At 53.8% G+C, this 12,988-nt stretch carries 13 protein-coding genes; 11 read left to right on the top strand and 2 right to left on the bottom strand.

The window, feature by feature from the left end; translation table 11 throughout:
- Window positions 1-11: 11 nt before the first annotated feature.
- The 3 genes from araH to otsA all read left to right on the top strand — a co-directional run bounded on the left by araH (window position 12) and on the right by otsA (window position 3,380).
- A complete protein-coding gene (araH, locus tag AC4IC4_RS14230) occupies window positions 12-1,001 on the top strand; it encodes an L-arabinose ABC transporter permease AraH (RefSeq protein ID WP_193745657.1) in 990 nt (329 codons plus the stop codon).
- Between the two features lie 176 nt (window positions 1,002-1,177).
- Window positions 1,178-1,981 carry a trehalose-phosphatase gene (gene otsB / locus AC4IC4_RS14225; protein WP_491471359.1) on the top strand — a complete coding sequence of 268 codons (804 nt, stop codon included), beginning with the start codon at window positions 1,178-1,180 and terminating at the stop codon, window positions 1,979-1,981.
- Window positions 1,956-3,380: an alpha,alpha-trehalose-phosphate synthase gene (gene otsA / locus AC4IC4_RS14220; protein WP_417927555.1), complete on the top strand. Its 1,425-nt coding sequence runs from the start codon at window positions 1,956-1,958 to the stop codon at window positions 3,378-3,380. Before otsB ends, otsA begins: the two co-directional genes overlap by 26 nt.
- 15 nt (window positions 3,381-3,395) lie before the next feature.
- Here the strand turns inward: otsA and uspC are convergent, their stop codons facing one another.
- Window positions 3,396-3,824, bottom strand: coding sequence for a universal stress protein UspC (uspC, locus tag AC4IC4_RS14215; protein ID WP_024909668.1), 429 nt, complete (start codon window positions 3,822-3,824; stop codon window positions 3,396-3,398).
- Window positions 3,825-4,619: 795 nt separating this feature from the next.
- On the opposite strand from uspC, the gene flhD reads away from it, so the two are divergent.
- The 6 genes from flhD to cheW all read left to right on the top strand — a co-directional run bounded on the left by flhD (window position 4,620) and on the right by cheW (window position 10,052).
- Complete coding sequence (flhD, locus tag AC4IC4_RS14210; protein ID WP_023336137.1) at window positions 4,620-4,970, top strand: flagellar transcriptional regulator FlhD; 351 nt, start codon at window positions 4,620-4,622, stop codon at window positions 4,968-4,970.
- Between the two features lie 2 nt (window positions 4,971-4,972).
- Window positions 4,973-5,551, top strand: coding sequence for a flagellar transcriptional regulator FlhC (flhC, locus tag AC4IC4_RS14205; protein ID WP_008500416.1), 579 nt, complete (start codon window positions 4,973-4,975; stop codon window positions 5,549-5,551).
- Window positions 5,552-5,674: 123 nt separating this feature from the next.
- The gene (motA, locus tag AC4IC4_RS14200) at window positions 5,675-6,562 is read left to right on the top strand and encodes a flagellar motor stator protein MotA (RefSeq protein ID WP_008500417.1); all 888 of its coding nucleotides are present in this window, start codon (window positions 5,675-5,677) and stop codon (window positions 6,560-6,562) included.
- On the top strand, window positions 6,559-7,488 hold the full coding sequence (gene motB, locus AC4IC4_RS14195) for a flagellar motor protein MotB (RefSeq protein ID WP_024909669.1): 930 nt from the start codon (window positions 6,559-6,561) through the stop codon (window positions 7,486-7,488). Before motA ends, motB begins: the two co-directional genes overlap by 4 nt.
- A gap of 4 nt (window positions 7,489-7,492) precedes the next feature.
- Entirely contained in the window at window positions 7,493-9,529 is a 2,037-nt protein-coding gene (gene cheA / locus AC4IC4_RS14190; RefSeq protein WP_491471358.1) for a chemotaxis protein CheA, read from the top strand.
- A gap of 19 nt (window positions 9,530-9,548) precedes the next feature.
- Entirely contained in the window at window positions 9,549-10,052 is a 504-nt protein-coding gene (cheW, locus tag AC4IC4_RS14185) for a chemotaxis protein CheW (protein ID WP_023312262.1), read from the top strand.
- A 106-nt stretch (window positions 10,053-10,158) separates the two neighbouring features.
- Here cheW and AC4IC4_RS14180 read toward each other — a convergent pair whose 3' ends face one another.
- On the bottom strand, window positions 10,159-11,424 hold the full coding sequence (locus tag AC4IC4_RS14180; RefSeq protein ID WP_024909671.1) for a dicarboxylate/amino acid:cation symporter: 1,266 nt from the start codon (window positions 11,422-11,424) through the stop codon (window positions 10,159-10,161).
- Window positions 11,425-11,853: 429 nt separating this feature from the next.
- Here AC4IC4_RS14180 and AC4IC4_RS14175 point away from each other — a divergent pair, with 429 nt between their 5' ends.
- Together AC4IC4_RS14175 and AC4IC4_RS14170 are read left to right on the top strand one after the other, a co-directional pair.
- Window positions 11,854-12,426, top strand: coding sequence for a Csu type fimbrial protein (locus tag AC4IC4_RS14175; RefSeq protein ID WP_032647817.1), 573 nt, complete (start codon window positions 11,854-11,856; stop codon window positions 12,424-12,426).
- A gap of 12 nt (window positions 12,427-12,438) precedes the next feature.
- The gene (locus AC4IC4_RS14170; protein WP_032647815.1) at window positions 12,439-12,987 is read left to right on the top strand and encodes a Csu type fimbrial protein; all 549 of its coding nucleotides are present in this window, start codon (window positions 12,439-12,441) and stop codon (window positions 12,985-12,987) included.
- Window position 12,988 lies beyond the last annotated feature (1 nt).

Genomic DNA, 12,988 nt, shown 5'->3' with positions numbered 1-12,988 from the left:
GTAAGGAGTTAATGATGTCCTCTGTTACTACATCCGGAGTGCCGAAGTCGAAGTCGGCGCTGAGTATTGGACGTATCTGGGATCAGTACGGCATGCTGGTGGTTTTTGCCGCACTGTTCCTTGCCTGCGCGATCTTTGTCCCTAATTTTGCCACCTTCATTAATATGAAGGGGCTGGGGCTGGCCATTTCCATGTCCGGGATGGTGGCCTGCGGGATGCTGTTCTGCCTGGCCTCCGGCGATTTTGACCTGTCGGTGGCGTCGGTGATTGCCTGTGCGGGCGTCACGACGGCCGTGGTGATCAACATGACGGAGAGCCTGTGGATTGGCGTCTTAGCCGGTCTGTTACTCGGCGTCATCAGCGGTCTGGTGAACGGTTTTGTTATCGCGCGCCTGAAGATTAACGCCCTGATCACCACGCTTGCGACGATGCAAATTGTCCGCGGGCTGGCCTATATCATCTCCGACGGTAAAGCGGTGGGGATTGAAGACGAGCGCTTCTTTACGCTGGGTTATGCCAACTGGCTGGGTCTGCCTGCGCCTATCTGGCTGACGGTGGCCTGCCTGATCCTGTTCGGCTTCCTGCTCAACCGGACCACCTTTGGCCGTAATACGCTGGCGATTGGCGGTAATGAAGAGGCCGCCCGTCTGGCTGGGGTGCCGGTCGTACGCACTAAAATTATTATCTTTGTGCTCTCAGGGCTGGTTTCTGCCGCAGCGGGGATTATTCTGGCGTCGCGTATGACCAGCGGTCAGCCGATGACCTCTATCGGTTACGAGCTGATCGTCATTTCGGCCTGCGTGTTAGGGGGCGTTTCCCTCAAGGGCGGCATCGGAAAAATCTCATATGTGGTGGCCGGTATCCTGATTTTAGGGACGGTGGAGAACGCCATGAACCTGCTGAATATTTCACCGTTCTCGCAGTACGTGGTTCGTGGTCTGATCCTGCTGGCAGCGGTGATTTTCGACCGTTACAAGCAAAAAGCGAAGCGTACCGTGTAACCCTTTTTCCTGTCTTTTATTGCTCAACTTATAACCTTAGTTGACCCCTTAACCGCCCCGCCAGTAATACTGGCGGGGCGGTTGTCAAATGGCGAGCCACGTCACACTGTCTATACTTACATGGCTATGAAAGAGGTAAAGGCGTTTACCTCTCGTAAACCGTAAGGAGGAAAAGGGTGGCTGACATGTTAACCGCACCGCCTGTACTGCCCGGACACTATGCTTTCTTTTTTGATCTCGACGGCACGCTCGCCGGGATAAAACCGCACCCCGATCAGGTGTCTATTCCGGAGGCGGTGTTACAGGATTTGCATCAGCTCTCACTCATGAATGAGGGAGCACTGGCATTGATATCAGGGCGCTCAATGGCCGAGCTGGATCTGCTCGCCAGTCCATACCACTTTCCGCTAGCCGGTGTACACGGAGCGGAGCGCCGCGACATCCATGATCAAACGCATATCGTTTCACTCCCCGACGCACTCACGCAAACGCTCCATAAGCAGCTATCTGACGCGCTGGAAGCGCTGCCTGGCACCGAGCTGGAAGCCAAAGGCATGGCCTTTGCCCTGCATTATCGTCAGGCACCGCAGCATGAGGAGGCCGTACTTGCGCTTGCTCAGAGGGTGGCAGATGCGCATCCACAGCTGGCGTTGCAGCCCGGCAAATGCGTGGTTGAGTTAAAACCGAAAGGGATTAATAAAGGCGCGGCCATCGCCGCGTTTATGGCGTCGCCGCCTTTCAAAGGGCGAACGCCCGTTTTCATTGGGGATGACCTGACCGACGAGGCCGGGTTTCGCGTGGTGAATCAGGCCGGAGGGATCGCCGTCAAGGTGGGGCCTGGTGACACTGTTGCCGAATGGCGACTGGCGGATGTCGCCAGCGTCTGGCAGTGGATATCTGACATCGCTAACCAGCAACAACAACAAATAGCGCAAAGCAAAGGGGGAAACCATTATGGGTCGCTTAGTCGTCGTCTCTAACCGAATCGCACCGCCTGACGATAAAAAAGCCAGTGCGGGTGGCCTGGCGGTAGGGGTATTAGGTGCCTTAAAAGCCGCTGGCGGGCTGTGGTTTGGCTGGAGTGGGGAAATCAGTGAAGAAGAGAAACCGCTCAAAAAGGTGACGCGCGGAAACATTACGTGGGCTTCATTTGCATTGAAAGAGAAAGACTACGACGAGTATTACTCGCAGTTCTCGAATGCCGTCCTGTGGCCCGCGTTTCACTATCGTCTTGACCTGGTCAAATTCCAGCGTGAATCCTTCGAAGGCTACTCGCGCGTGAATGCGCTGCTGGCGGATAAACTGCTGCCATTAATCGAAGAAGACGATATTTTATGGATCCACGATTATCACCTGTTGCCCTTCGCCAGAGAGCTGCGAAAAAGAGGGGTAAATAACCGGATTGGTTTCTTCCTGCACATCCCGTTCCCGACGCCGGAAATTTTTACCGCGCTCCCGCCGCATGAAGAGCTGCTCGAGGCGCTGTGTGATTACGATTTGCTGGGCTTCCAGACCGAAAATGACCGCCTCGCATTCCTTGACTCCGTGTCAGGTAAAGCGCGTCTGGTGACCAAAGGCGGGAAAACCCATACGGCGTGGGGGAAAACGTTCCACACCGAAGTGTATCCAATTGGGATTGAACCTGACGAAATCGCGGAGCAGGCTTCCGGCCCGCTGCCGCCGAAGCTGGCGCAGCTTAAGAATGAACTCAAACACGTGAAAAATATCTTCTCGGTTGAGCGTCTTGATTATTCCAAAGGGCTGCCGGAACGCTTCCTGGCGTATGAAACGCTGCTGGATAAATATCCGCAGCATCACGGTAAAATCCGTTATACCCAGATTGCGCCGACGTCGCGCGGTGAGGTTCAGGCCTATCAGGATATTCGCCACCAGCTGGAGACAGAAGCAGGGCGCATTAATGGCCGCTATGGGCAGCTGGGCTGGACGCCGCTGTTTTATCTGAACCAGCACTTTGACCGTAAGATTCTGATGAAGGTCTTCCGCTACGCGGATGTTGGCCTGGTTACGCCGCTGCGCGACGGGATGAACCTCGTCGCGAAAGAGTATGTGGCGGCCCAGGATCCTGCCGACCCGGGGGTTCTGGTGCTCTCCCAGTTTGCCGGCGCCGCAAATGAGCTCACGTCGGCGCTTATCGTTAACCCTTATGATAGGGACGATGTGGCAAACGCGTTGAATCGTGCCCTGACTATGCCGCTCACGGAACGTATTTCCCGTCATGCTGATATGATGGAGACGATCCGTAAGAACGACATTAACCACTGGCAGGCACGTTTTATTCAGGATCTCCGGGATATCACCCCGCAAAGTCATGAAGGCGATCTGCAAAAAAAGATCGCGACCTTCCCTAAACTCGCCTGATTTTCCACTGGGGGGTTAACTCCCCCCAAGTGGCACTAACAGCACATCAACCTGGCTCGATGCGACAATGGATTTCGCCGCACAGGCTGCGCGCGATAAAAAGCTGTGGTTATGATTCCCGCAAATCACTAAATCAATATGTTGTTTACGACACATGTCGAGAATATGGGCGTTAAGTTCACCGGTCGCAATAATTGTCTCATAAACCGGATATTGTGCCTTTTCCACCAGTTCGCGCAGAAATTGCTGCGTTTCTTCCTGAAGGACCTCACGAATATCCTCCAGCATGGGGGCGGCCAGCTGATTGTACATCTCTGGCTCTGCGGCGAGCGTGATGAGGCTGATGCGGGCATTGTGGGGTCTGGCAATGGAAACGGCCCGGGCAACGAGTTGATGACTTTCTGGAGAAACTGCAACGGAAACAAGAAGATGGGAGTAACTCATGGCGCACTCCTTAGGTGTCTGTCAGACAGCGTTTGATCACCTTTACCGCGAATTCCCTGGTTCTGCAAGAGCTGATTACGACATTAGTGTGAAGCTTATCATAATTATTCATTAATTATTCTTATAAGAAGAATAACTGAAAAATGCGCCTAAATGAAAAAAATTAACAACTTAACGTAAATCACACAAATTCACGCTTTAACTGTTAAATCGTTTTGGCGCGTTACAAACTCATTTCGAATGATCACGTCCTGAAACATCTTTTTTGTGCTACCTGCATAACTATATGTTTTTTCACGGTAAGAAAAATGTTTCCCGGAGAGGGGGTTGTTGTAAATGTTTCAGCGTAGCGCTTACGGCGGTTAAAGCACGTTGCATGCCAGTTCGGATCGCCCGTCTGCATGAGTATTCGTCAATTAAGAATACAAAACAGTACTGATTGGTTAAAAAATAAACAAATTACAAGTCATACTGATGGATTTATGGGGCATATTCACTTAAATTGTGTGACGTGGATCACATTTTTTTTAAATTTGAGGGTGGCTGGATTGTATGTGACAAAACTGACGAGTAGAGTTTGCGTCGAATTAGGAAAAATCTTAGTTATTTGTAAGAAATGATAAAACATGTAAGAGACGCATTCGCGGTTTCTCTCTTACGCGTTTCAGTGAATACAAACCTAAATTCAACTATGCATTTAGCCTTTTCTTTTTTATACCGGGTGATTTCCCGGCGACATCACGGGGTGCGGTCTTTCCGCATAAAAATAATAGTTGGTTATTCGGGATGGGAACAATGCATACATCCGAGTTGCTAAAACATATCTATGACATCAATTTGTCGTATTTACTGCTCGCGCAGCGTTTGATTAGTCAGGACAAGGCGTCCGCGATGTTTCGTCTGGGTATTAACGAAGAGATGGCAACCATGCTGGGCGGCTTAACCCTCCCGCAGATGGTTAAACTGGCTGAAACGAATCAACTGGTTTGCCAGTTCCGTTTCGATGATTCGCAGACAATAACGCGTCTGACGCAGGATTCCCGTGTGGACGATCTTCAACAGATCCATACCGGTATTCTTCTCTCCACTCGCTTGCTTAACGAAATCAGCCAGCCTGATGACGCAGCCCGTAAGAAAAGGGCCTAGCAATGAGCGAGAAAAGCATTGTTCAGGAAGCGCGTGACATACAGTTGGCCATGGAGCTGATTACACTGGGTGCTCGTTTACAAATGCTGGAAAGCGAGACTCAGTTGAGCCGTGGCCGTCTCATCAAGCTGTACAAAGAGTTACGTGGTAGTCCCCCGCCGAAAGGCATGCTGCCGTTTTCTACCGACTGGTTTATGACGTGGGAGCAGAATATTCACGCTTCCATGTTCTGTAATGCCTGGCAGTATCTTCTCAAAACTGGTTTGTGTAGCGGCGTTGACGCCGTAATCAAAGCGTACAAACTTTACCTTGAACAATGCCCACAGCAGGAAGAAGGCCCTCTGCTGGCGCTGACCCGCGCATGGACGCTGGTGCGTTTTGTTGAGAGCGGAATGCTTGAGCTGTCGCGCTGCAACTGCTGCAACGGCAATTTTATTACCCACGCTCATCAGCCTGCAGGCAGCTTCGCCTGTAGTTTATGTCAGCCTCCATCCCGCGCAGTAAAAAGACGTAAACTTTCCCGGGATGCTGCCGATATTATTCCACAACTGCTGGATGAACAGATCGAACAAGCTGTTTAACCCGAACGTGTGGGAAAGATTCCAGCAGCGGTAAGCAATTACCGCTGCTTTTTTTTACCCCGCAAACGGTCAACGCTGCGAGCTGGACGTCCTTGCCATAGTCACTAGCGGAAGGATGATGTCGTGCTTATCTTATTAGGTTACCTGGTAGTTCTCGGTACAGTTTTCGGCGGTTACATGATGACCGGCGGGCACCTTGGAGCACTCTATCAACCGGCTGAACTTATTATCATCGGCGGTGCAGGGGTAGGGGCTTTTATCGTTGGCAACAACGGTAAATCGATCAAGGGCACGCTGAAAGCGATTCCGTTGCTGTTCCGTCGCTCGAAATACACCAAAAGCATGTATATGGATCTGCTGGCACTGCTCTATCGCCTGATGGCGAAGTCGCGTCAGCAGGGGATGTTCTCGCTTGAACGGGATATTGAAAACCCGAAAGAGAGCGAAATTTTTGCCAGCTATCCGCGCATTCTTGCTGATGCCATGATGCTGGACTTCATCGTCGACTATCTGCGACTCATCATCAGCGGCAACATGAATACCTTCGAAATCGAAGCGCTGATGGACGAAGAGATCGAAACTCACGAAAGCGAATCTGAAGTGCCGGCCAACAGCCTGGCGCTGGTCGGCGACTCGCTTCCGGCATTCGGTATCGTTGCTGCGGTAATGGGGGTAGTTCACGCTCTGGCCTCGGCAGACCGTCCGGCAGCCGAGCTCGGTGCGCTGATTGCCCATGCGATGGTGGGGACTTTCCTCGGTATTTTGCTGGCGTACGGCTTCATCTCTCCGTTGGCAAGCGTTCTGCGCCAGAAGAGCGCGGAAACCACCAAAATGATGCAGTGCGTGAAGATCACGCTGCTCTCTAACCTCAACGGTTACGCGCCACCGATCGCGGTTGAGTTTGGCCGTAAAACGCTTTACTCCAGCGAGCGTCCGTCGTTTATCGAGCTTGAAGAACACGTGCGTGCGGTGAAAAACCCAAACCAACAGACGACAACTGAGGACGCATGAAAAACCAGTCCCATCCGATCGTCATCGTAAAAAAACGCAAGCACAAGGGCGGCGGGCATGGCGCACACGGCTCGTGGAAAATTGCGTACGCCGACTTTATGACAGCAATGATGGCGTTCTTTCTGGTGATGTGGCTGATCTCCATCTCCAGTCCAAAAGAACTGATCCAGATTGCCGAATATTTCCGCACACCGCTGGCAACGGCGGTGGCCGGTGGGCCGCGTATTTCTAACAGCGAAAGCCCAATCCCGGGCGGCGGCGATGATTACACCCAGCAGAAGGGTGAGGTGAAAAAAGAGCCGAACATCGACGAGCTGAAAAGAAAGATGGAGCAGGCGCGTCTGAAGAAACTGCGTGGCGATCTCGATCAGTTGATTGAGGCGGATCCGAAGCTGCGCGCGCTGCGCCCACATCTGAAGATCGACCTGGTGCAGGAAGGGCTGCGTATTCAGATTATCGACAGCCAGAACCGCCCAATGTTTAAAACCGGGAGTGCGGAAGTCGAACCGTACATGCGCGACATTCTGCGCGGTATTGCACCGGTGCTGAACGGCATTCCTAACCGAATCAGCCTGTCAGGACACACGGATGATTTCCCGTACGCCAATGGGGAGAAGGGATACAGCAACTGGGAGCTTTCTGCCGATCGTGCCAACGCCTCGCGTCGCGAGTTGGTGGCAGGTGGGCTTGATGATGGCAAGGTACTGCGCGTAGTCGGCATGGCCGCAACCATGCGCGTTTCCGACCGCGGGCCGGATGATGCCATCAACCGTCGTATCAGTCTTTTAGTGCTGAACCAGCAGGCGGAGCAGGCCATCCTGCATGAAAACGCCGAAAGTCAGAATGAGTCACTGGACGATTTAAAACAGCCTGGGGCCGTTCCTTCGGCTGCCGTTCCAACATCGCCACCAGCCAATCCGAGGTGATAGCGTGAGCATGGATATTAGCGATTTTTACCAGACATTCTTTGATGAAGCCGACGAATTGTTGGCCGATATGGAACAACACTTGCTCGACCTGGTGCCCGAAGCACCGGACTCCGAGCAGCTCAATGCCATCTTCCGTGCGGCGCACTCTATTAAAGGCGGAGCCGGAACGTTTGGATTTACCATCCTGCAGGAAACGACCCATTTAATGGAAAACCTGCTTGATGAAGCACGACGCGGTGAGATGCAGCTCAATACCGACATTATCAACCTGTTTTTGGAAACCAAAGATATTATGCAGGAACAGCTCGACGCCTATAAAAGTTCGGCAGAGCCTGATGCCGCCAGCTTTGAATACATCTGCAATGCGCTGCGCCAGCTCGCGCTGGAAGCAAAAGGTGAGGTTGCCGCAGCGGTGGTTCCGGCCGCGAAACTGAGCGTTGTCGATGCGGTTGCTGCCGACGAGGCCGCACCAGCCGCTGCGCAGGCGGGCAAACTGCGCGTTGTGCTGTCACGCCTGAAAGAGAACGAAGTCAACCTGCTGGAAGAAGAGCTGGGTAACCTGGCGAAATTAAGCAACGTGGTAAAAGGCAAAGACAGCCTGGCCGCGACGCTTGATGACGGGATTGGCCAGGACGATATCGTGGCGGTGCTGTGCTTTGTGATTGAAGCTGACCAGATCGCTTTCGAAACCGAAACGGCTGCGGTTGACGACCCTGCGGCTGCGGAAGAGGTGGCTGTTGTCGCTCAGGCCGCTGCACCGGCTGTGACGCCTGCGGCCCCGGCGCTGAAGGCAGTGCCAAAAGAGGCCGCTGCGCCTGGCCGTGGTGAAAAACCTGCCGCGCGCTCCAGCGAGTCAACCAGTATCCGCGTTGCCGTTGAGAAGGTTGACCAGTTGATTAACCTGGTGGGCGAACTGGTGATCACCCAGTCGATGCTGGCGCAACGTTCAAACGAACTCGACCCGGTCACCCATGGCGATCTGATCACCAGCATGGGCCAGCTGCAGCGTAATGCCCGTGACCTGCAGGAATCGGTCATGTCCATCCGTATGATGCCGATGGAATATGTCTTCAGCCGCTTCCCGCGTCTGGTGCGCGACCTTGCCAGCAAGCTGAATAAACAGATTGAACTGACCCTGATGGGCAGCTCAACCGAACTGGATAAGAGCCTGATCGAGCGCATCATCGATCCGTTAACGCACCTGGTGCGTAACAGTCTCGACCACGGTATCGAACTGCCGGAAAACCGCATTGCCGCCGGAAAATCCCCGGTCGGCAACCTGATCCTCTCTGCGGAACATCAGGGCGGGAACATCTGCATCGAAGTGACCGATGACGGCGCCGGTCTGAATCGCGAGCGCATCCTGGCAAAAGCAATTTCGCAGGGGATGGCGGTCAATGAAAACATGACCGACGAAGAAGTGGGCATGCTGATCTTCGCACCGGGCTTCTCTACCGCAGAGCAGGTGACCGACGTCTCCGGACGCGGCGTAGGCATGGACGTGGTGAAACGTAACATCCAGGAGATGGGTGGCCACGTTGAGATCCAGTCTAAACAGGGTTCCGGCACTACCATTCGCATTCTTCTGCCGCTCACGCTGGCGATCCTCGACGGCATGTCAGTCAAAGTGGCAGACGAAGTCTTTATCCTGCCGCTGAACGCCGTGATGGAATCCCTCCAGCCGCGTGAAGAAGATCTGCATCCGCTGGCGGGCGGCGAGCGCGTTCTTGAAGTGCGCGGTGAGTACCTGCCGCTGGTGGAACTGTGGAAAGTGTTCGAAGTAGACGGGGCGAAGACAGAAGCCACGCAGGGTATCGTTGTGATCCTGCAGAGCGCGGGCCGCCGCTACGCGCTGCTGGTTGATCAGCTGATTGGCCAGCACCAGGTGGTGGTCAAGAACCTCGAAAGTAACTACCGCAAAGTGCCGGGTATTTCTGCCGCCACCATTCTGGGTGATGGTAGCGTGGCGCTGATCGTCGATGTGTCGGCGCTTCAGGGATTAAATCGTGAACAACGTGTGGCGTACACAGCCGCCTGATTAAGTAGAAGGTAATAACATGACCGGTATGAGTAATGTAACGAAACTGGCGGGCGAGCCATCAGGGCAGGAATTCCTGGTCTTCACTTTAGGCGATGAGGAGTATGGCATCGATATCCTGAAAGTGCAGGAAATCCGTGGTTACGACCAGGTTACCCGCATCGCTAACACGCCTGCTTTTATTAAAGGTGTCACCAACCTGCGTGGCGTTATTGTGCCAATCGTGGACCTGCGCGTGAAGTTCAGCCAGGGCGACGTTGACTACGACGACAACACCGTGGTGATCGTTCTGAACCTGGGGCAGCGCGTGGTCGGTATCGTGGTGGACGGCGTATCTGATGTGCTTTCCCTGACCTCTGACCAAATCCGTCCTGCGCCGGAGTTTGCTGTCACGCTGTCGACCGAATACCTGACCGGTCTGGGCGCGCTCGGCGAGCGTATGCTGATTCTGGTGAACATCGAGAAGCTGCTGAACAGCGATGAGATGGCGCTGCTGGATATCGCGGCGAGTCACGTAGCGTAGGTAAATGCAAAACGGCAACCCAGGTTGCCGTTTTTTGTGTTTGCTCCCTCTCCCTGCGGGAGAGGGTTGGGGTGAGGGCATCAGGCCTCACCCTTTTTTCATACCCTTACGCTTCCTGCTTTACCAGCTCAGCTTCCGCTTCAGCTTCCCGCGCACCTTCATTCTGCGACAGCATCGCGGTCGCAATACCATTCCCCAGAACGTTAATCGCGGAACGGCCCATATCCAGGAAGTGGTCGATCCCCATCAGCAGCAGAATACCCGCCACCGGAATGTTAAAGCTTGGGATCGTCGCGGCCAGCACCACCAGGGATGAACGCGGTACGCCCGCAATCCCTTTGGAGGCCAGCATCAGCGTCAGCATCAGAACCGTCACTTCCGAGAAGCTCAGGTGAATGTTGTACGCCTGAGCGATAAACATCGAAGCGAAAGAGCAGTACACCATCGAACCCACCAGGTTGAAGGAGTAGCCAATCGGCAGAACGAAAGAGGCGATGTTGCGCGAGCAGCCAAAACGCTCCAGCTGCTCCAGCGTTTTAGGGTAGGCGGCTTCAGAGCTGCTGGTGGTAAACGCCACCAGGACCGGATCTTTCAGCATGCTGACCAGGCGGAACACCTCTTTTTTCAGCACCATGTAACCCACGGCCAGCAGCACCATGCAGGTGAGAAGAATGGCAACATAGTAGCCGCCAATAAAGGATGCGTAGTTCAGCAGAATACCCAGACCCTGCGTGGCAATCACGGAGGAGATCGCCGCAAAAATGGCCAGCGGAGCTACGTACATCACGTAACCCGTGACCTTCAGCATGATATGGGAAACCACATCCAGCGCGGCTACCAGCGGCGCGTTGAATTTCTGCCCCAGCGACGCGCCGCCGATGCCGAAGAACATCGAGAACACCACAATCTGCAGGATCTCATTGTTCGACATCGCCCCGGCGATACTGGTTGGAATGGTGTGCGACAGGAACGCTTTCAGCGTCATGCCGCCAACGGCCAGACCGGTATCCACCGCTTCGGTTGGGATCGTCAGGTTCAGACCGCTTCCCGGATGCTCCAGCGTGACGATAAACAGGCCAACCAGAATGGAGAGCACGGATGAGCTAATAAACCACACCATCGCTTTACCGCCAACGCGGCCAATAGTGGAGGTTTCGCCCAGCTTCATAATGCCGACGGTGAGCGTGCTGAAGACCAATGGTGCAATGACCATTTTGATCAGACGGAGGAAAATATCGGTCAGAAGGGTAATGTTATCCGACCAGGCTGTGATGGCATCCGCAGATGCATATTCATGAATTGCTGCCCCTGAAAGAATACCCGCCAGCATGAATATCACGATGAAGAGTGTGAGTTTGTTTGCACTTGCCACGAAAAAAGACCCTCTATGCGCTTCAGATGTAGCCCGCATCGATACATATAAATTTTTTATTACGATGCAGGAAATTATTCGGCACATAAATTGACGCAAAGTGTAGGGGGATACAACACCTTTTTAAGTTTTATTAATTTTGTTGTTATTGCCCTGACGATATATTGTGATCTGCATCACACTTTAATGGATATATTCTCTCCGGAAAAAATAAAATCGCGGATTAAATAAATTTAACTCTCTGTTATTAATAAGGAAATTAAGTCAATAAGACATATGGCTTATGCGTTGAGGGGCGGGTGGTCGAAGCGATATCCGTAAACTAAATTCTCAATAACCCCCTCAAAGGAACCTTAAGCGGGGCTAACATCTTGAACGACAAAAATAAAATGTGGCAAGGGAACGGAGACGTCTTCTGGAGGGTGGTAAATGAAAAGAAAACTCCTTTTGATCTGCGCAGGAACCTTACTGACTGCGACAACGGCCCATCAGGCGCTGGCCGTCACCAGCAGTGGCACCATCGGCGCGACGCTGACGCTGACAAATGGCTGTCTGATAAACGGATCGCCCGCGCAAAGTGGCATTAACTTCGGTACGCTCGATTTCGGTACCCATCCGGCAACCTTTTCCACTCTTACGACGCAGCTGAGCGGCGCCAGCGGCGGAAACACCTTCACCATTCAATGTACGACCGCCAGCTACACGGTGGCGATCACCGGTAATACCCATTCTACGGCACCCGGAACCGTTGTCGGTTCGCCGGGTACGCCTGAACGCTATCTGGTTAATACGGCCAACGCGGCCCAGGGCGTGGCTTACAGCCTGTACAGCGACAGCGGGTTTAACACCGTGATTGCCAACAACGCCGCGTTGCCGATCGCCTCAACGGCCGGAGGGGTGGACAGCTACACCCTCTACGGACGTATTACCGGCGGTGGTAACAGCGTGACGGTCGTCCCGGGAACCTACACCGACACGATTAACGTCAGCGTAACCTATTAGTCCCGAATAGCCATGAAGGCAACTCTCACAGGTCTGCGTACATGCGCAGAGGGACACGTGCAGCCTTTTTTCGCGCTGCTCGTCGGATTGCTCATGATGCCCGCGGCGAATGCGGTGACATCACAGTCGTTTAAGGTCAGCGCGACGATTGTACCGGGATGCGCGGTAGCAACCGGTAGCGGAGGGCTTCTCGGTACGCTGGATTTTGGCACCCATAACGGCGTCGAGAGCGCGCCGGTCAGCACCAGCTTTGTGCCAAACGGGGCGTTGTCTATCGCCTGTACGCCGGGCGTGGCGCTGAGCATGAGCATTAACGGCGGGCAGAATTACGCCTCCGTACGCCGGATGAAGCGGTCAGGCGGAACAGAACTGGTGCCGTACCGGCTCTACAGCAGCAGCTCGCTGGCCGCGAACAGCGAAATTGGCGTCAACCAGGCGATACCGGTGACCTATAGCAACAGCAATAACATCGCGCTGCCGCTTTTTGGCGTGGCGCTACTGACCGGATTTAGCCCGGCAGGAACGTATTCCGATCAGCTCACCGTGACCTTGTCATGGTAAT

The sequence above is a fragment of the Enterobacter sp. Taxon_2 genome (assembly GCF_058355295.1).
The sequence above is the reverse complement of the archived record's forward strand: the minus strand, read 5'-3'. Positions and strand labels throughout refer to the sequence as shown.